Origin of the sequence: Streptomyces sp. NPDC008086 (genome assembly GCF_042957325.1) — a bacterium.
Taxonomy (GTDB): domain Bacteria; phylum Actinomycetota; class Actinomycetes; order Streptomycetales; family Streptomycetaceae; genus Streptomyces.
Map to the genome: position 1 here is coordinate 333,683 of NZ_JBIBIA010000004.1, position 22,277 is coordinate 355,959.

The 22,277-nt window shown below is 70.9% G+C and carries 24 protein-coding genes; 7 read left to right on the forward strand and 17 right to left on the reverse strand.

Annotated features, from left to right (window positions below):
• Positions 1–58 precede the first annotated feature (58 nt).
• Entirely contained in the window at positions 59–1,105 is a 1,047-nt protein-coding gene (locus tag ACFZBP_RS15735; protein ID WP_391413485.1) for a substrate-binding domain-containing protein, read from the reverse strand.
• A gap of 319 nt (positions 1,106–1,424) precedes the next feature.
• On the opposite strand from ACFZBP_RS15735, the gene ACFZBP_RS15740 reads away from it, so the two are divergent.
• Genes ACFZBP_RS15740 through ACFZBP_RS15750 form a run of 3 tightly spaced genes read left to right on the forward strand, consistent with a single transcriptional unit; the run spans position 1,425 to position 4,584 of the window.
• On the forward strand, positions 1,425–2,582 hold the full coding sequence (locus tag ACFZBP_RS15740; protein WP_383451536.1) for a Gfo/Idh/MocA family protein: 1,158 nt from the start codon (positions 1,425–1,427) through the stop codon (positions 2,580–2,582).
• On the forward strand, positions 2,579–3,733 hold the full coding sequence (locus tag ACFZBP_RS15745; protein WP_383451534.1) for a dihydrodipicolinate synthase family protein: 1,155 nt from the start codon (positions 2,579–2,581) through the stop codon (positions 3,731–3,733). The genes ACFZBP_RS15740 and ACFZBP_RS15745 overlap by 4 nt, the downstream gene beginning before the upstream one ends.
• 53 nt (positions 3,734–3,786) lie before the next feature.
• Positions 3,787–4,584: a TIM barrel protein gene (locus ACFZBP_RS15750; RefSeq protein ID WP_391414106.1), complete on the forward strand. Its 798-nt coding sequence runs from the start codon at positions 3,787–3,789 to the stop codon at positions 4,582–4,584.
• Between the two features lie 97 nt (positions 4,585–4,681).
• On the opposite strand, the gene ACFZBP_RS15755 is transcribed toward ACFZBP_RS15750, so the two are convergent.
• The 16 genes from ACFZBP_RS15755 to ACFZBP_RS15830 all read right to left on the reverse strand — a co-directional run bounded on the left by ACFZBP_RS15755 (position 4,682) and on the right by ACFZBP_RS15830 (position 17,048).
• The gene (locus ACFZBP_RS15755) at positions 4,682–5,083 is read right to left on the reverse strand and encodes a gas vesicle protein GvpK (protein ID WP_391413488.1); all 402 of its coding nucleotides are present in this window, start codon (positions 5,081–5,083) and stop codon (positions 4,682–4,684) included.
• Positions 5,067–5,336, reverse strand: coding sequence for a gas vesicle protein (locus tag ACFZBP_RS15760; protein WP_383451530.1), 270 nt, complete (start codon positions 5,334–5,336; stop codon positions 5,067–5,069). The genes ACFZBP_RS15755 and ACFZBP_RS15760 overlap by 17 nt, the downstream gene beginning before the upstream one ends.
• A complete protein-coding gene (locus tag ACFZBP_RS15765) occupies positions 5,333–6,136 on the reverse strand; it encodes a GvpL/GvpF family gas vesicle protein (protein ID WP_391413490.1) in 804 nt (267 codons plus the stop codon). The genes ACFZBP_RS15760 and ACFZBP_RS15765 overlap by 4 nt, the downstream gene beginning before the upstream one ends.
• A complete protein-coding gene (locus tag ACFZBP_RS15770) occupies positions 6,133–6,645 on the reverse strand; it encodes a gas vesicle protein GvpJ (RefSeq protein ID WP_391413492.1) in 513 nt (170 codons plus the stop codon). The genes ACFZBP_RS15765 and ACFZBP_RS15770 overlap by 4 nt, the downstream gene beginning before the upstream one ends.
• Positions 6,642–7,832 carry an SRPBCC family protein gene (locus tag ACFZBP_RS15775; RefSeq protein WP_391413494.1) on the reverse strand — a complete coding sequence of 397 codons (1,191 nt, stop codon included), beginning with the start codon at positions 7,830–7,832 and terminating at the stop codon, positions 6,642–6,644. The genes ACFZBP_RS15770 and ACFZBP_RS15775 overlap by 4 nt, the downstream gene beginning before the upstream one ends.
• The gene (locus tag ACFZBP_RS15780; RefSeq protein WP_391413497.1) at positions 7,825–8,361 is read right to left on the reverse strand and encodes an ABC transporter substrate-binding protein; all 537 of its coding nucleotides are present in this window, start codon (positions 8,359–8,361) and stop codon (positions 7,825–7,827) included. Before ACFZBP_RS15780 ends, ACFZBP_RS15775 begins: the two co-directional genes overlap by 8 nt.
• 22 nt (positions 8,362–8,383) lie before the next feature.
• On the reverse strand, positions 8,384–8,656 hold the full coding sequence (locus tag ACFZBP_RS15785) for a gas vesicle protein GvpG (RefSeq protein ID WP_383451520.1): 273 nt from the start codon (positions 8,654–8,656) through the stop codon (positions 8,384–8,386).
• A gap of 32 nt (positions 8,657–8,688) precedes the next feature.
• Positions 8,689–9,402, reverse strand: coding sequence for a GvpL/GvpF family gas vesicle protein (locus tag ACFZBP_RS15790; protein WP_391413500.1), 714 nt, complete (start codon positions 9,400–9,402; stop codon positions 8,689–8,691).
• Positions 9,403–9,410: 8 nt separating this feature from the next.
• Entirely contained in the window at positions 9,411–9,884 is a 474-nt protein-coding gene (gvpJ, locus tag ACFZBP_RS15795; protein WP_391414108.1) for a gas vesicle protein GvpJ, read from the reverse strand.
• Between the two features lie 69 nt (positions 9,885–9,953).
• A complete protein-coding gene (locus tag ACFZBP_RS15800; RefSeq protein WP_383451579.1) occupies positions 9,954–10,283 on the reverse strand; it encodes a gas vesicle protein in 330 nt (109 codons plus the stop codon).
• A gap of 109 nt (positions 10,284–10,392) precedes the next feature.
• Positions 10,393–10,779 carry a hypothetical protein gene (locus tag ACFZBP_RS15805; RefSeq protein ID WP_383451516.1) on the reverse strand — a complete coding sequence of 129 codons (387 nt, stop codon included), beginning with the start codon at positions 10,777–10,779 and terminating at the stop codon, positions 10,393–10,395.
• Positions 10,780–11,032: 253 nt separating this feature from the next.
• Positions 11,033–11,422, reverse strand: coding sequence for a D-ribose pyranase (gene rbsD, locus ACFZBP_RS15810; protein ID WP_383451514.1), 390 nt, complete (start codon positions 11,420–11,422; stop codon positions 11,033–11,035).
• Positions 11,419–12,432, reverse strand: a complete 1,014-nt coding sequence (locus ACFZBP_RS15815) for a PfkB family carbohydrate kinase (protein ID WP_391413503.1) — start codon at positions 12,430–12,432, stop codon at positions 11,419–11,421. The genes rbsD and ACFZBP_RS15815 overlap by 4 nt, the downstream gene beginning before the upstream one ends.
• 95 nt (positions 12,433–12,527) lie before the next feature.
• Positions 12,528–14,483 (reverse strand): substrate-binding domain-containing protein, encoded by a 1,956-nt coding sequence (locus ACFZBP_RS15820; RefSeq protein ID WP_391413505.1) that lies wholly within the window; start codon positions 14,481–14,483, stop codon positions 12,528–12,530.
• A complete protein-coding gene (locus ACFZBP_RS15825) occupies positions 14,473–16,014 on the reverse strand; it encodes a sugar ABC transporter ATP-binding protein (protein WP_383451508.1) in 1,542 nt (513 codons plus the stop codon). The genes ACFZBP_RS15820 and ACFZBP_RS15825 overlap by 11 nt, the downstream gene beginning before the upstream one ends.
• Positions 16,011–17,048 carry a substrate-binding domain-containing protein gene (locus ACFZBP_RS15830; protein ID WP_391413508.1) on the reverse strand — a complete coding sequence of 346 codons (1,038 nt, stop codon included), beginning with the start codon at positions 17,046–17,048 and terminating at the stop codon, positions 16,011–16,013. The genes ACFZBP_RS15825 and ACFZBP_RS15830 overlap by 4 nt, the downstream gene beginning before the upstream one ends.
• A gap of 237 nt (positions 17,049–17,285) precedes the next feature.
• Between ACFZBP_RS15830 and ACFZBP_RS15835 the strand changes: the two genes are divergently transcribed.
• The 4 genes from ACFZBP_RS15835 to ACFZBP_RS15850 all read left to right on the forward strand — a co-directional run bounded on the left by ACFZBP_RS15835 (position 17,286) and on the right by ACFZBP_RS15850 (position 22,127).
• Positions 17,286–17,651: a hypothetical protein gene (locus ACFZBP_RS15835; RefSeq protein WP_383451504.1), complete on the forward strand. Its 366-nt coding sequence runs from the start codon at positions 17,286–17,288 to the stop codon at positions 17,649–17,651.
• Positions 17,652–17,933: 282 nt separating this feature from the next.
• A complete protein-coding gene (locus ACFZBP_RS15840; RefSeq protein WP_391413510.1) occupies positions 17,934–18,257 on the forward strand; it encodes a hypothetical protein in 324 nt (107 codons plus the stop codon).
• 59 nt (positions 18,258–18,316) lie between these two features.
• Positions 18,317–20,572, forward strand: a complete 2,256-nt coding sequence (locus ACFZBP_RS15845) for an ATP-dependent RecD-like DNA helicase (RefSeq protein WP_391413513.1) — start codon at positions 18,317–18,319, stop codon at positions 20,570–20,572.
• Positions 20,573–20,837: 265 nt separating this feature from the next.
• Complete coding sequence (locus ACFZBP_RS15850; protein ID WP_383451498.1) at positions 20,838–22,127, forward strand: citrate synthase; 1,290 nt, start codon at positions 20,838–20,840, stop codon at positions 22,125–22,127.
• The last annotated feature ends 150 nt before the right edge of the window (positions 22,128–22,277 follow it).

A 22,277-nucleotide genomic window follows, 5' to 3' on the forward strand; every position in this document is an offset into this window, starting at 1 on the left:
CTCATCTGGACGCTGCTCGATGAATCGGTGCTGCGGCGCCGCGTCGGCCGAGCGCCCCCTACTCCCGCGGCCCCCCGCTCGACCCCCGAACCATCAGCTCCCCCCGAATCGTCGCGATCCCCCCGGGCGGCGGCTCCTCCCGCCCCATCGCGATCCGGCCGGCCCGCGCCCCCGCCTCCGACAGCGGCAGCCTCACCGTCGTGAGAGAAGGCACCGCGTCGATGCTGAACGGGAGGTCGTCGAAGCCGGCGACCGACACGTCCTCCGGGATGCGCAGGCCGGAGTCGCGCAGGGCCGCGCAGGCGCCCAGGGCGACGGAGTCGTTGGCGGCGACCACGGCGGTCAGGGACGGATCGCGGCGGAGCAGCTCCAGCGTCGCCTCGTAGCCGGACTGCCGGTCATAGCGCCCGTACACCGTCCAGCGGGGGTCCTCCTCGATGCCGTGCGCCTCCAGGGCGGCGCGGTGGCCCTCCAGGCGGTGGCGGGTCGTCGTGCGCTCCTCCGGGCCCGCGATGTAGCCGAGCCGCCGGTGGCCGAGGCCGATCAGGTGCTCGGTCAGCTCGCGGCCGCCGCCCCGGTTGTCGAAGGTCAGCGCGATGGCGTCGGTGTCGGGCGCGGGCGGCCGGCCGCAGAGCACGACCCGGGTCCCGGCGTCCGCCAGCTTCCGCAGCTTCGCCGCGACCGCCGCCGCGTGCGGCGCGTTCTCCATCGCCCCGCCGGTCAGTACGACGGCGGCGGCCCGCTGCCGCTGCAACAGGGTCAGGTACGTCAGCTCGCGCTCGGGCGAACCCCCCGTGTTGCAGACCACCGCCAGGCGCTCACCGCCCGCCCGGCCGCCCGGCCCGCCGATCTCCGACTGGATCGCGCTCGCCATGATCCCGAAGAAGGGGTCGGCGATGTCGTTCACCAGGATGCCGACCAGGTCGGAGGTGGCGGCCGCCAGGGCGCTCGCCGGCCCGTTCAGGACGTAGTCCAGCTCGTCCACCGCCCGCAGCACCCGCTCCCGGGTGGAGGCGGCGACGGGGTAGTTCCCGTTCAGTACGCGCGACACCGTCGCGGGGGAGACCTGGGCGCGGGCCGCCACGTCCGCCAGGGTCACCGTCATCTCGTCGTCCTCCGGTCGCGCATCTCGTCGTACCACCTCGTACTGCTCACAGACAGGCCTGCCTCCTCGTAGACAGCCCGTCAGCGGCCACGGTTCCGTGTATGTCGAGCAGACCTTACGGCCAAGAACCCCCGTTGTTCGTCCCCTCGAACAACTCAACCCGGTCACGGTCTTGTCCGGACCCCTGGTCAGAGGCTAGCTTCTTATCGGATAGAAAGCGCTTGCTGTGACGCTCAACAGGGTAGGGGCGTACGCGGCACGCAGAACCGCGTACGAAACGCGCACGAATGCTGCGTAAGACGCCTACGAAGGGAATGACGTGACACGCAAGACGGTGCGTATCGCCATGAACGGTGTGACGGGGCGCATGGGCTACCGCCAGCACCTGGTCCGCTCCATCCTGGCCCTCCGTGAGCAGGGCGGTCTCGACCTCGGCGACGGCACCGTGCTGTGGCCGGAGCCGATCCTGGTCGGCCGCCGCGAGCACGCCCTCAAGGCGCTCGCCGAGCAGCACGGCCTGGACCCGGCCAACATCTCGACCGACGTGGACGCCGTCCTCGCCGACCCGACCGTCGAGATCTACTTCGACGCCCAGGTCACCTCCGCCCGCGAGGAGGCGCTCAAGAAGGCGATCGCGGCGGGGAAGCACATCTACACGGAGAAGCCGACCGCGACCGGACTCGAAGGGGCCCTGGAGCTCGCCCGGCTCGCCGCCGACGCCGGCATCAAGCACGGCGTCGTCCAGGACAAGCTCTTCCTGCCGGGGCTCCTCAAGCTCAAGCGGCTCATCGACGGCGGCTTCTTCGGGCGGATCCTGTCCATCCGCGGCGAGTTCGGCTACTGGGTCTTCGAGGGCGACTGGCAGACCGCCCAGCGCCCGTCCTGGAACTACCGCGCCGAGGACGGCGGTGGCATCGTTGTCGACATGTTCCCGCACTGGGAGTACGTGCTCCACGAGCTCTTCGGCCGGGTGAAGTCCGTGCAGGCCATCGCCACCACCCACATCCCGCAGCGCTGGGACGAGAACGACAAGCCCTACGACGCCACCGCCGACGACGCCGCCTACGGCATCTTCGAGCTCGACGGCGGCGCCATCGCCCAGATCAACTCCTCCTGGGCCGTCCGCGTCAACCGCGACGAGCTGGTCGAGTTCCAGGTCGACGGGACCGAGGGTTCGGCGGTCGCGGGTCTGCGCAACTGCCGCGTGCAGCACCGCTCCCTCACCCCCAAGCCGGTCTGGAACCCGGACATCCCGGCCACCTACTCCTTCCGCGACCAGTGGCAGGAGGTCCCGGACAACGCCGAGTTCGACAACGGCTTCAAGGCCCAGTGGGAGCTGTTCCTCAAGCACGTCTACGCCGACGCCCCCTACCACTGGGACCTCCTCGCCGGCGCCCGCGGCGTCCAGCTCGCCGAGCTGGGCCTGAAGTCCTCGGCCGAGGGCCGCCGTGTCGACGTTCCGGAGATCTCGCTGTGACGATCCAACTCCCCGACCTCCAGGGCGGTTTGAGGACGTACGAGCCGCGCCGGGAGCCGATCGCCGTGACGACCGGTTCGCCCTTCACCTCTCGTACGGTGTTCTCCGCGGCCCACGTCGTGGCCGACCCGTTCGCGGACACGACCCCCGACTCACCCGCCGCCGTCGACTGGGACGCCACCCTCGCCTTCCGCCGCCACCTGTGGTCGCACGGGCTCGGCGTCGCCGAGGCCATGGACACCGCCCAGCGCGGTATGGGCCTGGACTGGGCGGGCGCGGCCGAGCTGATCCGGCGCAGCGCCGCCGAGGCGAAGTCCGTCGGCGGACTCATCGCCTGCGGCGTCGGCACCGACCAGCTCACCGGCCCCGCCTCCCTGGCCGAGGTCCGCGCGGCCTACGAGGAGCAGCTCGCGCTCGTCGAGGCGTCCGGCGCCCAGGCCATCCTCATGGCCTCCCGCGCCCTCGCGGCGGTCGCGCAGGGCCCCGAGGACTACCTGGAGGTCTACGGCCACCTGCTCCGCCAGGCCACCGAGCCGGTGATCCTGCACTGGCTGGGCCCGATGTTCGACCCGGCCCTGGAGGGCTACTGGGGGTCGAGCGACCTCGACGCGGCCACGGACACCTTCCTGGACGTCATCGCCGCCCACCCCGACAAGGTCGACGGCATCAAGGTGTCGCTGCTGGAGGCCCAGCGCGAGATCGACATCCGCCGCCGGCTCCCGCAGGGCGTGCGCTGCTACACGGGCGACGACTTCAACTACCCCGAGCTGATCGCGGGTGACGAGAAGGGCTTCAGTCACGCCCTTCTCGGCATCTTCGACCCGCTGGGCCCGCTGGCGGCCGAGGCGGTCCGCGTCCTGGACACCGGTGACACGGCGGGCTTCCGTGAACTCCTCGACCCCACCGTCGAGTTGTCCCGCCACCTCTTCCAGACGCCCACCCGGTTCTACAAGACGGGCGTGGTCTTCCTGGCCTGGCTGGCCGGCCACCAGTCGCACTTCACCATGGTCGGCGGCCTCCAGTCGGCCCGCTCCCTCCCGCACTTCGCCCGCGCCTACGAACTCGCCGACGGCCTCGGCCTGTTCCCGGACCCGAAGCTGGCGCAGGAGCGGATGAAGAACCTGCTGTCCTTGTACGGAGTGGCCCAGTGAGCGCCGTCCCGGTGAGCGGTGGGCAGGACCTGTCCCGCTTCTCCATCAACCAGATGACCGTGAAGCAGCTGAGCCTGCCCGAACTGGTCGAGGCCTGCGGGCAGTTGGGTGTGGTGAACGTCGGCCTGTGGCGCGAGCCCGTCCAGGCGTACGGCCTTCAGGCGACGGCCAAGCTGGTCCGCGACGCCGGCCTGACCGTCACCACCCTGTGCCGCGGCGGCTTCCTCACCGCGATCGACCCGGCCGAGCGGGCCGGGGCCCTCGACGACAACCGGCGCGCGGTCGACGAGGCTGCGGCGCTGGGCACCGACACGCTGGTGCTGGTCTCCGGCGGTCTCCCGGCCGGCTCGAAGGACCTGCACGGCGCCCGGGAGCGGATCGCGGACGCGCTGGCGGTGCTCGGCCCGTACGCGGAGGACCACGGGGTGAAGCTGGCGATCGAGCCGCTGCACCCGATGTTCGCCTCGGACCGCTGCGTGGTCTCCACCCTCGCCCAGGCCCTCGACCTCGCCGAGCGCTTCCCCGCCCGGCAGGTCGGTGTCACGGTCGACACGTACCACATCTGGTGGGACGACAACGCGCCCGCGCAGATCGCCCGGGCGGGCGCGGGCGGCCGTATCCACACCTTCCAACTCGCCGACTGGATCACCCCGTTGCCCGAGGGCGTCCTCAACGGCCGCGGGCAGATCGGCGACGGCTCGATCGACATGCGGGAGTGGAAGGGCTACGTCGAGGCCGCCGGGTACACCGGCGCGATCGAGGTGGAGCTGTTCAACGACCGGCTGTGGGCCCGCGACGGCCACGAGCTGTTGGCTCAGACGGCGGCGCGGTTCGTGGAGCACGCGGGCTAGAAACACCCCCTGGCGCGGGCGACGGGGGCCCCGGGACGCCGACGGCATGCGGGCCGTCGGCGTCCCGCAGGACGAGGAGGGCGGTCGTTCCGGTGGCTCACGGTGGTGGGAGCAGGGTGCCCAGGGGGCCCAGGTCGAGATTGAGGTCCTCCAAGGTGAGGCCGTAGCGGTCGCACAGTTCGGTCATCCGGTCGTTGAGGAGCATCAGGGTCAGGCCCAGGCGTTCCTCCTGTTCCTCGGTCAGGTCGCCCGCGTCGACGCGGTGCAGGGCCTGGCGCTCCATCAGCTGGCGGAGCAGTTCGACGATGGTGAGGACCAGTCTCACCAGGTCGCGTTCCACGGTGTCGGGGTCGGCGTGCAGCCGGCGTGCCGCCGTGCGGCCCGCGGTCGGCGGGGCCACGTCGTCCGGCTGGGCGGGCAGCAGGGAGAAGGCGCGGTGCGCGGCGTCCGCGACCTCCCGCAGCCGGTCGGGGGGCGGGCGGTCAGCCGGGGGCGTCACCGCGGCCGCCGAGGTCGTACTCCGTGGGTGTCCGGTCCGGCAGGACGGGCGCCCACTGCTCCTCCACCTGCTCGCGAATGGCGATCACCACCGCGCGCAGCGAGACCCGCACCAGGTCGATGTCCGCGATCGACAGGACGACGTCCCCGGTGATCACGACCCCGCCGCTCAGCAGCCGGTCGAGCAGGTCGATCAGCGCGACCTGGGTTCCGGCGAGCGGGCGGTCCTCGTCGTACGCGTCGTACCCGGTCACGGTTGCCGCACCCCTTCGAGGGGCGCGGTGAAGGAGTACGGCGCCCAGGGGCCGGTGACCTCCACGTGTACGCCGGGCAGGTCGTCGGCGGCGTGCAGCATGCGGTCGCGGAACTCGTCGGCCGCGAGGCGCGGGACGAGGTAGGCGTCGTTGGCGACGTTCTCGCCGGGGAGCCGGGCCAGGGTGCCCTGCTGCGGACGGTGCCGGGCGCGTTCCACCGCGAGGCCGCGCGCCCGCTGCTCCGTGCGCCGTACGGCCTCCTCGGCGGCCCGCCAGGTCTCCTCGCGTGCCTGACGGTGCTGTCTGCGGCGGCGCAGATACGCGCGTCCCGTGTCCGGTGGGTCCGACGGGCCCGGCTCGGCGGGGTCGGCGGGGGCGGGGATCTCGGCGTACACCTTCACGCCCCACTCCACGTGGTCGTCGAACCGGTCGAGCAGCGCGGTGAAGTCCTCCTGCCGTTCGCCCAGCATGCGTTCGACCCGGCTGTCGTCGAGGTAGACCGTGGCCAGCCGCAGGGGGAGGACCGTCGTGCGGGCGGCCAGCGTCTCGATGACCAGGTGGTGGGAGCGGGCCGTCGCCTCCAGCCAGTCGAGGTCCTCCAGCCGCGACCTCAGGGCCGCCTCCGAGAACTCCGCCGCGGGCACCGCGCTCACCGCTGCGCCCACCGCTCCCGAGCGGACCAGCGCGACGGGCGCGGCCGCCACGCCCCGGAGGCCGGCCAGGGCCGCGTGTGCCCGCTGTGCCGCGGGGCCGGACGACCTGACCACGGCGTAGGCGTAGCTGAGGCGCTGCCCGTTCACGGCTCTCGGTCTCGGTTCCGGTCTCGGTCCTTGGCCTGGTCCCGGTCGTCCGCGTCGTCCTTCCTGCGCCGGGGCCGTCGAGGTTCGGTGTCGGACTCCCGGTCCGGCTCGCGGGGCCGCCGTCGGCCGGACGATCCCGAGCCGCGTTCGGGCAGTTCACCCGCGGACTCGGCCCGTTCGACCTTGCGGCGCAGTTCCTCGACCTCGGCGCGCAGCCGTTCGTTCTGCTCCTTCAGGTCGTGCCGTTGGTCGGCGCGGGAGGAGAGCGCCGGGTCGTGCTCCCACCAGTCGATGCCGATCTCCCTGGCCTTGTCGACCGAGGCCACCAGGAGGCGGAGCTTGATGGTGAGCAGCTCGATGTCCAGCAGGTTGATCTTGATGTCGCCGACGATGACGATGCCCTTGTCGAGCACGCGTTCAAGGATGTCGGCGAGGTTCGCGCCGGACGACTCGCCGTACGGGGACATCGCCCTGGACGGCGTGGAGCGGGTGGGGACGGGCTCGGTCACGTACTCGACCTCGTTTCCCGGTCGGTGTCGTCGGTGTCGTCGGTGTCCTCGTCATCGTCGTACTCGTCGTCGTACCGGTCGTCAGGCTCTCGGTCCTCCTCCTCGTCCAGGTCGTCGTCGTCCTCGTCCTGGTCCCGGTCCTCGTCCTCCTCCCAGTCGTCCTCGGCGTCCTGATCCTCGTCGTCCTCTTCGTCGTCCTTCTCGTCCTCGGCGGACGCACGGTCGTCGTCCTCGTCCTCGGCGGACGCACGGTCGTCGTCCTCGTCCCGTTCGGCTTGCTCGACCTCCTCCGGCTCCCGTACCACCTCGCCCTCGCGGATCTCCCCGCGCCAGCCTCCGGTGGCCTCCCCGCGCATCATCACGAAGGTGCGGAAGAGCTTCAGGTCGAGCCGGGCGCGACGCCCCTGGGCCCGCATCCAGCTGCCGACCCGCTCGACCGGCCCCTTGGGGAAGTACCGCAGGACCAGCAGCACCTTGGTGAGGTTGTCGGTGAGGGGGTGGAAGGTGACGACGCCCTGGGTCGTGCCCTTGTCCCCGGAACTCGTCCAGGCGATGCGCTCGTCAGGCACCTGTTCCGTGATGGTGCTCCGGAAGCGGCGGTTGGACTTGGCGACCTTCACATGCCATCTGGCCGTGGTGTCGTCCTGCTGTTGGACGCCGACGACACCCTTGGCGAACCGGTCGAACTCCTGGAACTGCGTCCACTGGTCGTACGCCTCGCGCACCGGCACGCCCACGTCGATGTCCTCGATGATGGTGATCCCCTTGCCCATGCTGTCCGGGTCGTCGCCGGGGCCCTTGTCGCGGCTCTGCCCGGGCAGCTGACCGGTGGCGTCCTTGGCCTTGTCCACCACCGCGTCCTTGGCGTGCGAGGCCGTGTCCTTCGCGTGGGAGGCCGTCGAGGTCAGCGCCCCCATGCCCGACGGCAGGTGATCGCCCAGCTTCTTGCCGCCCTTGGCCACCGCGCCCATCAGCCCGCGCGGGCCGACGTGCGCCTCGCTCAGCTTTCGCGCGCCCTCGCCGAGCCGGTTGCCCATGCCCTCCAGCGCGACCTGGAGCCGGGCCTGGACGTAGTCCTCCAGCTCGTCCTTCAGCCGGTCCGTCCCCGGCACCCGCTCGTCGCCCTTCGACAGGGTCCCCGTACCGCCGCCGCGCGAGCCGCTTCCCGTTCCCTTGCGCTCAGCCATCGTCCTGCCCCTGCCTGCTCGACCGCGCGGAGCCGCCGCCGCGTGAGCGGCTCCGTGAGGTGGAGGTCTTCTTCGTACGGCCGGACGCCGCCTTCCGGGTCTTCTGGCGAGGCTTCTCCTCGGGCTCCTCCTCAGGCTCGTCCTCGTCCTCGTCCCGGTCCTCGTCCTCAGGCTCCGTGTCGTCCTCGTCCCTGTCCTCGGCATCCTCCGCGTCCTCGTCGTCCGCCTCCTGCGTCTCGCCCCGCTCCCGCAGGCCCTCGGTGCGCTGGTGAAGGGCGTCGGCCAGGTTGTCGGCCTTGGCGCTGAGGACGGTGGTCGCCGCCGCCTTCCCCGCGTCGGTCAGTTCGGTACGCACCTGGTCCGTGAGGGTGTGCAGGAAGGGGGAGTTCTGGAGGGCCTTGCCGACCTGCCCGGGCTTGATCCGCGATCCGGCGAGCAGCGCGCCGAGACCGATGGCGAGCTTCGCCTTCTTGGTCCGCCCCAGCACATAGCCGCCCAGCAGGGCGGTGCCGATCCTGGCGTTGTTCATGACCTGTCTTCCTTCCGGGCCGTCACAGCCCGGGCCCTGTGCCCTGGCCGCCCTGTCGCAACTGGTAGGCCCTGATCTCCTCCAGGCGGTGCAGCAGCGCCTCCTCCTGTCGTGCGAACTCCTCCTCGTCGACACCGCCCTCGTCCCGCGCCCGCTCCAACTTCACGAGCGCCTCCTGGACGGGGGCCGGGTCGTAGTACTCGTCCTCGGCGGCCTTGACCACCTTGTCGAGCACCCAGCCGATGCCCCGCACGGGTGCGAACGGCAGCGTCAGGATCCCGGTGACCAGTCCCACGGCACCTCCACTCGCGGCTCGCGCCTCGCGGCTCAGACGAAGCTGTACGGGGGCAGCGGCCCCCGCATCCGCAGCTCCACGCCCTCGCCGTAGCGTTCGGCCAGCTCCTGTCCGGCCCGGCCGAACTCCTCGGCCTTGTCGTCCTCCACGAGGAAGGACGCGCTCACGAAGTACTGCTGCGACGGCGGCGCGACCTTCTCGGCCGCGGCGAGCGGCCGCAGCCCGGCGAGGACCTCCGCGGCGAGCGCGTCCTGGCGGCCCTGCACCTCCTGGGCCACCAACTGGCCGAGCGCCAGCCGGTCGTCGTACGTACCGCCTCCCTCGAGGGTCCGCCGGTTCAGCTCACGGGCCTGGGAGTTGTCCTCGAGGACGGCCCGTACGACCGTGTCCTCGTCCAGGACGCCCTTGACGTTGAACTCCGCCCGCCCGGCGAGTTCGTCCAGACGCTGCGCGAACAGCTGCGCCTGCTCCTCCAGGACGCCGCGCACGGCCTCCTCGTCGGCGGCGACGAACCCGAAGCTGAGCGGCAGGGTCGGCCCCTCGGACCAGAGCCGCTCCTGGACCTCCTGGTGCGCCTGGAGGTCCCGGCGGGCCACCGAGAGATCGTCGGGGCTCTCGCTGACGACCGCGCACAGGGAGGCGCTGCTCACCGTCCGCAGCTCACCGGGCGGATCGCCCACGCCCTTGGTGTCGCCCAGGTCCAGCGGGTGCGAGTCCTTGGTGATCGCGTACACATACACGGACATGGGCTCGCTCACTCCTCCCGGTCCCGTGTGGAACGGCGTTCCGCGCGGCGTTCGCCGCGCTCCTGCCGCTTCTCGCGCGCCGGCCTGCGCTCACGCTCGGCCTCCTTGTCCTCACCCTCGTCGTCGCCCTTGATCGAGTCGGTGATCGCCTCGACCGCGCCCGACAGCGCGCCCTTGCTCTTGCCGTGGGCGCCGCTCTCGACGGAGCCCTCGACGATGTCGGTGAGCTGCGCGGGTGCCTTCTTGCCCGACTCCAGATCGAGCCGGTTGGCCGCCTCGGCGAAGCGCAGATACGTGTCGACGCTCGCGACGACCACCCGCGCGTCGATCTTCACCAGTTCGATGCCCACCAGGGAGACCCGTACGAACGCGTCGATGACCAAGCCCCGGTCGAGGACGAGTTCCAGCACGTCGTACAGATTTCCCGAACCGCCGCCTCCTGCTGCGGCGGGCACACCACCACCGTTGCCCTGTGGCACCACCGTCACGGTGACTTCCCTTCCGGCCCGACTTCCCGGCGAAAGGGCGAGCGACCTACGGGGCGTCTTCCCCTACCGGCCGTCCTTCCTGTCCACCTGAGCGCGGGTGTAACGACGCCCGCGCTCGTACGCCAGCAGTTTCCCCTCCGGGTCCAGAACCACCTGGTAACTGGCCATCACACTGGTCGTCTCGGGAATGCGTTCCAGTTCCACGACCTCGACATCGGCTTCCCAGCCCTGATCCGTCGGCCTCAGCGAGGAAACCGACTCGGGAGCCCTCCCCAGCAGCTCACTGAGTTGTTCGATCGCGGACCGCATCGCATCGGCGGCGGACAGCCGCTGTCCCGCGGACTCCTGCCGTGATGAGGAACGATCCTTGCGCGGCTCACGATCACTCGTGATCAATCACCCTCTCGGTGTACCCCTCAATCCTCGGACTCACACGAAGCCCACGCCACTCGGCCCGTTCCGTGCGCCAGTGCCCCCGCGACCAGCGCTTCCTTCCGCGCCGCTACTTCCCGGCCGCCCGTTTGGTGAGCACCGTCAGCACCACCGGGACCACCGTCTCCACCACCCGGGACACGGCATCACGGGCCAGTCCCGTCCTGCGGGCCACCGCGTCCGCGACCGGCCGCGCCTCCTCGGCCAGCAGCCCGGCCATCAGCCCGCCGGTCGCGAAGCCGCCCAGCGTGGCCACACCGGTGAGCGGGGCGTCGTGCGGTGTCGCCACGGCCTCCGCCTCGCCGGACAGCGCCGCCACCGTCGTACCGACCATCTGTCGGGCCCCTGCCTCGTCCGTGTCCAGCAGCACCGCGATGTCCGCGATCCGCTCGTCGCCGAGTTCGTCGAGCACGTCGTCCTGGAGGGACGTCAGGGGATTTTCGTCTAGCTCCTGCATGTCTGAAACGCTACGTCTGTCCGGATGGCGGGGCACGCCGAAGGGGCGCCGGGGGCGCCGAAGGATCGCCGAAAAAAATCCGCGGTGACCGTACAACCCTTCCCGTACCTGGCGGGTCGTACTTGGAGTCAGGACTCTTGGAGGGGGATCTGGGGGGATCGCGGGGGTTCTGACGGGGAGGGGAAACCCCGAGGGGCCCGGTCGACGGACCGGGCCCCTCGAAACGTTCCCACCGTTCTCACGGGGCGGCGGGTCAGAAGAAGACCCCGCACCGCAGCAGCACATTCGCGTACGGCCGCGCCTCCCCGGTCCGCACCACCAGCCGCGCCCCGGCCGACAGTTCCTTCAGCCGCTCGTGCGTGACCAGCTCCAGCCCGGGAAACTCCCCGGCCAGCAGCGCGGCCGCCGAAGGGTTCGCCTCGTGGATCTCCCGGGCCGCCGTCGCGCCCTCCACCACCAGCTCGGCCAGCAGACCGTCCAGCACCTCGGCGAAGGACGGCACCCCGGCCCGGAAGGCCAGGTCCACGACCCGGGGCCCGTCGGGTATCGGCATGCCGGCGTCGCACACCAGCACCGCGTCGCCGTGGCCCAGCTCGGCGAGGGCGCCGGAGAGATGACGGTTCAGGATCCCGGCCTTCTTCACAGCGAACCGCCTCCCGAGCCGATGCCGGGTGCGCTCTCCGACCCCCTGCCGGGGGCCCGGCCCGCGGCGGAGCCGCCATCGGATGCGGCGTCCCCCGGATGGGCACAGGACAGCGCCTCGACCTCCGCCGCCGTCGGGAACGACACCTGGGCGCCCTCCCTGGTCACGGCCACCGCCCCGACCCGCGCCGCGTACGCCGCCGCCTCGGCCAGGGCCGAGCCCGTCCCGAGCTTCCAGGCCAGCGCGGCCGTGAACGCGTCACCCGCGCCGGTCGTGTCCACCGCGTCCACCTGCACGGACGCGACCCGCGTCACGCCCTGCGCGGAGGCCACCAGCGCACCCTCCGCGCCCAGGGTCACCACCACCGAGCGGGGGCCCTTGGCGAGCAGGATCCGCGCCCAGTCCTCCGGCGTCTCGCCCACCGCGGAGTCGCCGAGGATCACCTTCGCCTCGTGCTCGTTCACGATCAGCGGGTCGCAGGCCGCCAGCACCTCGGCCGGCAGCGGGCGCGGCGGCGAGGGGTTCAGCACGAAGCGGCTGCCGTCCGCGAGGCGGCGCACCACCTCCACGACCGTCTCCAGCGGGATCTCCAGCTGGGCCGACACCACCTTCGACGCCTGGAACAGGCTCGCGGCGGCCCGGACGTCCTGCGGAGTGAGCCTGCCGTTCGCGCCCGGCGACACCACGATGCTGTTGTCCCCGGACGGATCCACCGTGATCAGCGCGACGCCGGTCGGCGCGCCGCCGACCAGGACACCGACCGTGTCGACGCCGGCCGCCCGCTGCGAGTCGAGCAGCAGCCTGCCGTGCGCGTCGTCACCGACCCGGGCCAGCAGGGCGGTGCGCGCCCCGAGCCGGGCGGCCGCGACGGCCTGGTTGGCGCCCTTGCCGCCCGGGTGGACGGCCAGATCGGAGCCGAGCACGGTCTCGCCGGCCCCCGGCCGACGCTCGACGCCGATCACCAGGTCGGCGTTGGCCGACCCTACGACCAGGAGGTCGTAGTCGTACATGTGGTTGCTCCCCTGATAGGTCCCCGTGACGAGCCGAGGCGGGCGGCCCGGTACTTCTGCAACGGCCGCCCACCCGCTCGCCGTTCCCCTTCGCGTCAGCCGCCGAAGCCGGCGACGTTCTCCCTGGTGACGACCTTCACCGGCACCTTGACCGTCTCCGCGACCTTCTTGCCCTCGGCCGCCCGCACCGCGTTGTCCACGGCGATCTTCCCGAGCTGCTTGGGCTGCTGGGCGACGGAGGCGTACAGCGTGCCCGCCTCGACCGCCTTCAGGCCGTCCGGAGTGCCGTCGAATCCGACGACCTGGACGTCCTTCCCGGCCCGGTCGCCGAGCGCCTTGATCGCGCCCAGCGCCATCTCGTCGTTCTCGGCGAAGACGCCGTCGACGTCCGGGTGGGCCTGCAGGAGGTTGGTCATGACGTCCAGGCCCTTGGTGCGGTCGAAGTCGGCCGGCTGCTTGGCGACGACCTCGATGCCCGGGTACGCCTTGAGGCCCTCGGCGAAGCCCGCGCCGCGCTCACGGCTGGCGGACGTACCGGCCTGGCCCTGGAGGATCACGATGGTGCCCTTGCCGCCCAGCTTCTCGGCGAGTGCCTTGGCGCCCAGCACTCCGCCCTCGACGTTGTCGGAGGCGACAAGCGCCGCCGTGTCCGCCTTGTTCACGCCCCGGTCGACGCCCACGACGGGGATGTCGGCCTTGTTCGCCGCCCGCACGGAGGGGCCGGCCGCGTCCGAGTCCACCGGGTTGACGACGATCGAGTCGACGCCCTCGGACGTGAAGTTCTGGAGCTGGTTGGCCTGCTGCGAGGCGTCGTTCTGCGCGTCGGTCACCGTCAGGTCGACGCCCAGCTTCTTCGCCTCGGCCTCGGCACCGGCCCGGATCTGCACGAAGAACGGGTTGTTCAGCGTCGACAGCGACAGGCCCACCTTCTGCGTCGACGTCGCCGACGAACCGCCGTGCAACAGGGACGTGGCACCCACGATCGCCGCCGCGACCACGGCCGCGAGCACATAGGTCGCAGCCTGCTTGCCGCGGTTGCCGGGCGAGCCGGTACCGGCCGCCGCCGGAGTGGCCCCGGCCTTGCGCCGCAACGTGTCCAGCAGGACGGCGAGCGCGATGACGACACCGATGACGACCTGCTGCCAGAAGGCCGACACCGAAAGGAGGTTGAGGCCGTTGCGCAGCACCGCCAGGATCAGTGCGCCGATCAGCGTGCCCGAGGCCTTGCCCGTGCCACCGGCCAGCGAGGCTCCGCCGATCACGACCGCCGCGATGGCGTCGAGCTCGTAGCCCTGCGCGGCCTGCGGCTGCGCGGAGGAGAGACGGGCGGCGAGCACGATGCCCGCGGCGGCGGCGAACAGACCGGAGAAGGCGTAGATCGCGAGCTTCTGCTTCTTCACCCGCAGACCGGACAGCCGGGCCGCTTCCTCGTTGCCGCCGATCGCGTACATCGAGCGGCCGATGTAGGTCCGCCCCAGCACGAACGCCGTGATCAGGCCCATCGCGACCATCACGAGCACCGGCACCGGCAGCCAGCCGCCGAGGGTGTCGCCGAGGTGCGAGACCGAGTCGGGGAAGGCGATGGGGGAGCCCTGCGAGATCACCAGGGACAGACCGCGGGCCACCGACAGCATGGCCAGCGTCGCGATGAACGGCGGCAGCTTCCCGTACGAGATCAGGATGCCGTTGACCAGGCCGCACGCTATGCCGGTCGCGATGGCGAGGAGGACGGCGAGGAGGACCGGGACGCCTTCCGAGGTGGCGCTCCAGGCCAGAACGGTGGCCGACAGCGCCGCCACCGAGCCGACCGACAGGTCGATGCCCGCCGAGACGATCACGAAGGTCACGCCGAACGCGAGGATGGCGGTCACAGCCGCCTGCACGCCGACGTTGAGCAGGTTGTCCGCCGTCATGAAGTCGCCGGACAGCGCCGACATCGCGATGACGAGCACGATCAGCGCGGTCAGCGCGCCGTTGTCGAGCAGCAGCCGGCGCAGGCCGCCCGGGGCGCGACTCGCGCCCGTTGTGCTCTTGAGCGTGTCAGTGGCCACGGGAGGCCTCCGTTCCGGTCTTCTCAGAGTTCTTCTCAGTGGTGGGGGCGCTGACGGCGAGTGCCATCACGGAGTCCTGCGTGGCCTCGTCGGCCGAGAGTTCTCCCGCGATCCGGCCCTGGGCCATCACCAGCAGCCGGTCGCTCATGCCGAGGACCTCGGGCAGATCGCTGGAGATCATCAGGACGGCGGCGCCCGCGGCCGTGAGTTCGTTGACGAGCTGGTAGATCTCGACCTTGGCGCCGACGTCGATACCGCGCGTCGGCTCGTCGAGGATCAGCACCTTGGTGTCGGCGAGCAGCCACTTGCCGATGACGACCTTCTGCTGGTTGCCGCCGGAGAGCGTGCGCACGTGCTGCCCGAGGCCGGCCATCCGCACGCCGAGCTGCTTTGCGATCCGCGCCGCCGCCTCACGCTGGCCCTTGAGGTCGACAAGCCCCGCGCGCGTGGCCGAGCGCAGCGTCACCAGGCCGAGGTTCTCCTCGACGGACGCGTCCAGGACCAGGCCCTGGCCCTTGCGGTCCTCGGGGACGAGCCCGATGCCCGCGGTCATCGCCGCGTTGACGTCGTACCCGGGAAGGGAGGTACCGCCGACCTTCACGGCCCCCCTGTCGTACGGATCCGCCCCGAACACGGCCCGCACGACCTCGGTACGGCCGGCGCCGACCAGCCCCGCGATGCCGACCACCTCACCGGCGTGCACCTCGAAGCTGACGTCGTGGAAGACGCCGTCGCGGGTCAGCCCCTCGACGGACAGCAACGCGGCACCGCGGTCGGCCCGTTCGCGCGGGTACTGCTGCTCGATGGAGCGCCCCACCATGAGCCGTACGAGCTCGTCCTCGGGCGTGGCGGCGGGGACCTGCCCGACGCTCCTTCCGTCCCGGATGACCGTCACCCGGTCGCCCAGCGCGGCGATCTCCTCCAGGTGATGCGTGATGAACACGATCCCGACGCCGTCCTCGCGCAGCTTGCGCACGATCGCGAAGAGCTTGTCGACCTCCTCGGAGGTGAGCACGGCGGTCGGCTCGTCCATGATCAGCACGCGCGCGTTCAGGCTGAGCGCCTTCGCGATCTCGACCATCTGCAGGCGGGCGATGCCGAGTTCACGCACACGCGCGCGTGGCGACACGTTCACGCCCACACGCGCGAGGAGCACCTCGGCGTCGGCCTCCATCCGCTTGCGGTCGATCATCCCGAAGCGGCGCGGCTGGCGTCCCAGGAAGATGTTCTCGGCGACCGTCAGATCGGGAACGAGGTTGAACTCCTGGTAGATGGTGGCGATCCCGAGGCGCTCGGAGTCCTGCGCACCATGGATGCGCGTCTCCGCGCCGCCGACCAGGATCCGCCCGGCGTCGGGCGTGTAGGCGCCGGAGAGCATCTTGATGAGGGTGCTCTTGCCGGCGCCGTTCTCACCGAGGAGGACGTGCACCTCGCCGCGGCGCAGGTCGAAGTCGACGCCGTCCAGGGCGACCACGCCCGGGAAGGTCTTCCGTATGCCCTCGATGCGCAGCAACTCGTCCGCGTTGCTCACGACTGGCTCCTGTTCGTTGCGGGGGACGGCTCGGGGGAAGCCGGTGGTTCGCCGCAGGAGCGGCGTACGACGAGACGGGCGGGGAGGGTGACGGACTCGCCGGGCCGTCCCTCGATGCGGTCGACCAGGGCCCGTACGGCGGCCCGGCCCAGCTCGCCCGTGGGCTGGGCGATGGCGGTGATCGGCGGGTCGGTGTGCACGAACCACCGGATGTCGTCGAACGCGGCCAGCGCGAGGTCGTCCGGCACGCGCAGGCCACGCGCGCGTACGGCGTCCAGCGCGCCGAGCGCCATCAGGTTGTCGGCCGCGAACACGACCTCGGGCGGCTCGGGCAGGTCGAGGAAGCCCTCGGTGACCCGGCGCCCGCTGTCGGCCTGGAAGTCGCCCTGGCCTATGTAGGCGTCGGGCAGTTCGAGCCCGTAGGCGCCGAGCGCGTCCCGGAACGCCTCGACACGCTCCCGCCCCGTGGTGGTCGCCGCCGGTCCCGCGATGATCGCGAGCCGCCGGTGCCCCAGCCCGTGCAGATGCGCCACGAGATCCCGTACCGCGCCCTGCCCGTCCGCGCGCACCACCGGCACGTCGACGCCCGGGATCCACCGGTCCACGAAGACCATCGGCGTCCCCGCGCGGACGGCGTCCAGCATCAGCGGCGAGCCGCCGTCGGTGGGGGAGACGAGGAGCCCGTCGATACGGCGGTCCAGCAGGTTCCGTACGTGGTGGTCCTGGAGGTCGGGCCGCTCGTCGGCGTTGCCGATGATGACGCTGTAGCCGAGCGCGCGGGCCTCCTCCTCGACGGAGCGGGCCAGCTCGGTGAAGTAGGGGTTCATCACGTCGCTGATGACCAGGCCGAGGGTGTGGGTCTGGTCGGTGCGCAGGGAGCGGGCGACGGCGTTCGGGCGGTAGCCCAGCGCCTCGACGGCGGCCAGCACGCGTGCGCGTGCCTCGGCACTGACCGACGGATGGTCGTTCAGGACCCGCGAGACCGTGGCGACGGAGACCCCCGCCTCGGCAGCGACGTCCTTGATGCTCGCCATCGCCGCTCCACCTCCTTGTGGATCGTTCGTGGAGTCGAAGGCCGATCCTCGTGGAATCGATTACATCGACGTGTACGGAGGATTGGAATCGATTACACGGGTGTTAATCAAGCCCTCAACCACATCCCGAGACCGGATCGTGATGTCGCGCCGCACTCCCGCGCGGGTCCACGCTGGAAGGGCAGAGGTCGTTCCCGAGGCAAGGCCCTCGTCCCCGTGGGCCGGAGCGGAGGAGCCATGACGGCAGCGACGCGCGACGGCACGCCCGTCACCCTCGGCGGTGACGGCGTGGAGGTGCGCACCAAGCCCATCGGCGGCGGCATGTCCGTCGGCTACGTCAGCCTCCCGGAGGGCACGGACATGGGCCCCGCCCTCAAGGGCCTCGAAGGCGACGCCTGCCCGTGCCCGCACTGGGGCTACCTGCTCAAGGGCCGGCTGCGGATGCTCACCCCCGAGGGCGAGGAGCACTACGAGGCGGGCCAGGCGTACTACTGGGGGCCCGGTCATGTCCCCGTGGCCCTGGAGGACTGCGAGTTCGTCGAGTTCTCGCCGAGCGAGGACTTCCAGGCGGTCCTGGACCACGTGCGCTCGCAGGCGGGGTGAGCCGCGGGAGGCGTGAGGGCGGGGAAACGGGGGCTCTGCGACGGGGGGCGCGGCGCCGCGGTGGCGGCCAGTCACCGCGCTCGGCGCGCCCCGGGAGGAGTGGGCCGCCGGTGACGGTCCTTGCCGGGGCCGTCGAGGCCTGACGGCGGTCGGAGTCGCGGACGGGGCGTGCGCCGTGGAGCGCTCGTGAAATTCCGTCAGGTCATCGGCGGGCGCGGGTTAGGCTGCCTCCCGTCGTTGCGGGTGGCATGCCCGCGCCAATCGAACGGGGAGTAACAGACAATGCGCGCAGCTCGGATGCTCGGTGCCACCATGGGGGCAGCTGCCCTGGTCGGGACCTCGTTCGTGGTCGCCGGCCCGGCGGCCGCGGCCGGTTGTACGGCGAAGGCCCTGGAGACCGTGATCATCCGCTCCACGACGAGCACCAGCGGCACGGCCCTGGCCCAGCTCAACAAGGGTGAGAGCGCGTCGGCGTCCTGCACGATGTACTACGGCAGCTCCTCGTACGAGAAGTGCGGCATCGTCAGCAAGCGCTGGGTGAAGGTCACGCGGAGCGGTGTCAGCGGCTACGTGGTCGGCACCTGCGTGCTCGTGAACCAGACCTGACCCCGGCCCCGGCATCGACGAGCGGCCTGCTTGTCGGTGCCGGGCGGTACCGTCGGATCATGTCCAATCAGGCGGGGGACTCCACGGGCGAGCGGCGACTCGCGGTGCTCGAAGGCGTCCTGGAGCGCATCACCTACGCCAACGAGGAGAACGGCTACACGGTCGCCCGGGTCGACACCGGCAGAGGAGCCGGCGACCTCCTCACGGTCGTCGGTGCGCTGCTCGGCGCCCAGGTCGGTGAGTCCCTGCGGATGGAGGGGCGTTGGGGGTCCCATCCGCAGTACGGCAAGCAGTTCACGGTGGAGAACTACACGACCGTCCTGCCGGCCACCGTCCAGGGCATCCGCCGCTATCTCGGCTCCGGCCTGGTCAAGGGCATCGGCCCGGTCTTCGCCGACCGCATCACCCAGCACTTCGGCCTGGACACCCTGACGGTCATCGAGGAGGAGCCCAAGCGGCTCATCGAGGTCCCCGGTCTCGGCCCCAAGCGCACCAAGAAGATCGCCGACGCCTGGGAGGAGCAGAAGGCGATCAAGGAGGTCATGCTCTTCCTCCAGACCGTCGAGGTGTCCACCTCCATCGCCGTGCGGATCTACAAGAAGTACGGCGACGCCTCGATCTCGGTCGTGAAGAACCAGCCCTACCGGCTCGCCGCCGACGTCTGGGGCATCGGCTTCCTCACCGCCGACAAGATCGCCCAGTCCGTCGGCATCCCGCACGACAGCCCGGAGCGCGTCAAGGCGGGCCTGCAGTACGCGCTGTCGCAGGCCACCGACCAGGGCAACTGCTACCTCCCCGAGGAACAGCTCATCGCCGACGCGGTGAAGCTGCTCCAGGTCGACACGGGGCTCGTCATCGAGTGCCTCGCGGAGCTGGCCCAGACCCCCGAGGACGGCGGCGACCCCGGTGTCGTACGGGAGAAGGTCCCCGGCCCCGACGGCGGCTCGGAACCGGTGACGGCCGTCTACCTCGTCCCCTTCCACCGAGCCGAACTCGCCCTCTCCGCCCAGCTGTTGCGCCTCCTGCGCACCGACGAGGACCGGATGCCGGGCTTCCGTGACGTGGCCTGGGACAAGGCGCTCGGCTGGCTCAAGGGCCGTACGGGCGTGGACCTGGCCGCCGAGCAGGAGGCCGCCGTCAAGCTGGCGCTGACGCAGAAGGTCGCCGTCCTGACCGGCGGCCCCGGCTGCGGCAAGTCCTTCACGGTCCGCTCGATCGTGGAGCTGGCCCGCGCGAAGAAGGCCAGGGTCGTGCTCGCCGCCCCCACCGGCCGCGCCGCCAAGCGCCTCGCCGAGCTGACCGGAGCCGAGGCCTCCACCGTGCACCGCCTGTTGGAGCTCAAGCCCGGCGGCGACGCGGCGTACGACAGGGACCGCCCGCTCCAGGCCGACCTAGTGGTGGTCGACGAGGCGTCCATGCTGGACCTGCTGCTCGCCAACAAGCTGGTCAAGGCCGTACCGCCGGGCGCCCATCTGCTCTTCGTGGGTGACGTGGACCAACTGCCCAGCGTCGGCGCCGGAGAGGTCCTGCGGGACCTGCTGGCCGACGGCAGCCCCATCCCCGCCGTCCGCCTCACCCGCGTGTTCCGCCAGGCCCAGCAGTCCGGAGTGGTGACCAACGCGCACCGCATCAACGCCGGGCAGCACCCCGTCACCGACGGCATGAAGGACTTCTTCCTCTTCGTCGAGGAGGACACGGAGGCGGCCGGCCGGCTCACCGTGGACGTGGCGGCCCGGCGCATCCCGGCCAAGTTCGGCCTCGACCCACGCCGGGACGTCCAGGTGCTGGCCCCGATGCACCGCGGCCCGGCCGGCGCGGGCACGCTGAACGGACTGCTCCAGCAGGCCGTCACCCCCGGGCGGCCCGACCTGGCGGAGAAGCGGTTCGGCGGCCGGGTGTTCCGCGTCGGCGACAAGGTCACCCAGGTTCGCAACAATTACGACAAGGGAAAGAACGGCGTCTTCAACGGCACCGTGGGCGTGGTCACCTCGCTCGACCCGGTCGAGCAGCGCCTCACCGTGCTGACGGACGAGGACGAGGAGGTTCCGTATGAATTCGACGAACTGGACGAACTGGCGCACGCGTACGCGGTGACGATCCACCGTTCACAGGGAAGTGAATATCCCGCCGTGGTGATCCCCGTCACGACCGGGGCATGGATGATGCTCCAGCGCAACCTGCTGTACACCGCGGTGACCCGCGCCAGGCAGCTCGTCGTTCTCGTGGGGTCGCGCAAGGCCATCGGCCAGGCGGTGCGCACGGTGTCGGCGGGGCGGCGCTGCACGGCGCTCGACTTCCGGCTCGCGGGTTTCTGATCTTCTTCCGGCACCGCCTGAGGCCACCCTCCTGACCTGGCGATTCGTGAGGCATCGAAAAAAAATGATCGATCAAACGAGTCGTGAAGGTCACAGAGCACTTCCGGATGGGGAAAACAGCGGGCAGGATGACAAGTTGGCGGCACTCAGTGCCGCCAATAGGCCCAATGGTCGACCCCGAGTGCACTCTCCTGAGCCGAATGGGGGAGGGTAGAGACAGTCAGGGCAACCTCGAAGATGAGGCACAACGTCGGTGAGGGAAGACGTGAGCGACAACTCAGTAGTAGTGCGGTACGGCGACGGCGAGTACACCTACCCGGTGATCGACAGCACCGTCGGCGACAAGGGCTTCGACATCGGCAAGCTCCGCGCCCAGACCGGTCTGGTGACGCTGGACAGCGGCTACGGGAACACGGCCGCGTATAAATCCGCCATCACCTACCTCGACGGCGAGGCGGGCATCCTCCGCTACCGCGGCTACCCGATCGAGCAGCTGGCCGAGCGCTCCACCTTCCTGGAGGTGGCCTACCTGCTGATCAACGGTGAGCTGCCCACCGTCGACGAGCTCTCGAGTTTCAAGAACGACATCACGCAGCACACCCTGCTGCACGAGGACGTCAAGAACTTCTACAAGGGCTTCCCGCGCGACGCCCACCCGATGGCCATGCTGTCCTCGGTCGTCTCCGCGCTGTCCACCTTCTACCAGGACAGCCACAACCCGTTCGACGAGACGCAGCGCAACCTCTCGACGATCCGGCTGCTCGCCAAGCTTCCGACGATCGCGGCGTACGCGTACAAGAAGTCGATCGGCCACCCGTTCGTCTACCCGCGCAACGACCTCGGCTACGTCGAGAACTTCCTGCGGATGACCTTCTCGGTGCCGGCCCAGGAGTTCGAGCTCGACCCGGTCGTCGTCTCCGCGCTGGACAAGCTGCTGATCCTGCACGCCGACCACGAACAGAACTGTTCGACGTCGACGGTCCGCCTCGTCGGCTCGTCGCAGGCCAACATGTTCGCGTCGATCTCGGCCGGCATCTCCGCCCTCTGGGGCCCGCTGCACGGCGGCGCCAACCAGTCCGTGCTGGAGATGCTGGAAGGCATCCAGGCGAACGGCGGCGACGTCGACTCCTTCATCAACAAGGTGAAGAACAAGGAGGACGGCGTCCGCCTGATGGGCTTCGGCCACCGGGTGTACAAGTCCTTCGACCCGCGCGCCAAGATCATCAAGGCGGCGGCGCACGACGTCCTCTCCGCCCTCGGCAAGTCCGACGAGCTGCTGGACATCGCCCTGAAGCTGGAGGAGCACGCGCTCTCCGACGAGTACTTCGTCTCGCGCAACCTCTACCCGAACGTCGACTTCTACACCGGCCTGATCTACCGGGCCATGGGCTTCCCGACCGAGATGTTCACGGTCCTGTTCGCCCTCGGCCGCCTGCCGGGCTGGATCGCCCAGTGGCACGAGATGATCAAGGAGCCGGGTTCGCGTATCGGCCGCCCGCGCCAGATCTACACGGGTGTCGTGGAGCGCGACTTCGTTCCCGTGGAGCAGCGGTAGCGCTCCGCTCGGGGCGCGGAGGGGGTTGTCGGTCGGCTGCCGGTTGGTTGTGGCTGGTCGCGCAGTTCCCCGCGCCCCTTCAGGGGCCTTCGGGCCCCCTTGGGGTGCTGTGCGTTCGTAGCCAAGAAGGCGCCGCACCCTCGTAGGCAA

Coding starts and splice junctions, on each gene's coding strand:
- ACFZBP_RS15735 (WP_391413485.1), bottom strand. CDS start 1,105: ATGACGGTGACCCTGGCGGACGTGGCGGCCCGCGCCCAGGTCTCCCCC.
- ACFZBP_RS15750 (WP_391414106.1), top strand. CDS start 3,787: ATGACCGTGAAGCAGCTGAGCCTGCCCGAACTGGTCGAGGCCTGCGGG.
- ACFZBP_RS15775 (WP_391413494.1), bottom strand. CDS start 7,832: ATGGCTGAGCGCAAGGGAACGGGAAGCGGCTCGCGCGGCGGCGGTACG.
- ACFZBP_RS15780 (WP_391413497.1), bottom strand. CDS start 8,361: ATGAACAACGCCAGGATCGGCACCGCCCTGCTGGGCGGCTATGTGCTG.
- ACFZBP_RS15790 (WP_391413500.1), bottom strand. CDS start 9,402: ATGTCCGTGTATGTGTACGCGATCACCAAGGACTCGCACCCGCTGGAC.
- ACFZBP_RS15805 (WP_383451516.1), bottom strand. CDS start 10,779: ATGCAGGAGCTAGACGAAAATCCCCTGACGTCCCTCCAGGACGACGTG.
- ACFZBP_RS15815 (WP_391413503.1), bottom strand. CDS start 12,432: ATGTACGACTACGACCTCCTGGTCGTAGGGTCGGCCAACGCCGACCTG.
- ACFZBP_RS15830 (WP_391413508.1), bottom strand. CDS start 17,048: ATGGCGAGCATCAAGGACGTCGCTGCCGAGGCGGGGGTCTCCGTCGCC.
- ACFZBP_RS15835 (WP_383451504.1), top strand. CDS start 17,286: ATGACGGCAGCGACGCGCGACGGCACGCCCGTCACCCTCGGCGGTGAC.
- ACFZBP_RS15840 (WP_391413510.1), top strand. CDS start 17,934: ATGCGCGCAGCTCGGATGCTCGGTGCCACCATGGGGGCAGCTGCCCTG.
- ACFZBP_RS15845 (WP_391413513.1), top strand. CDS start 18,317: ATGTCCAATCAGGCGGGGGACTCCACGGGCGAGCGGCGACTCGCGGTG.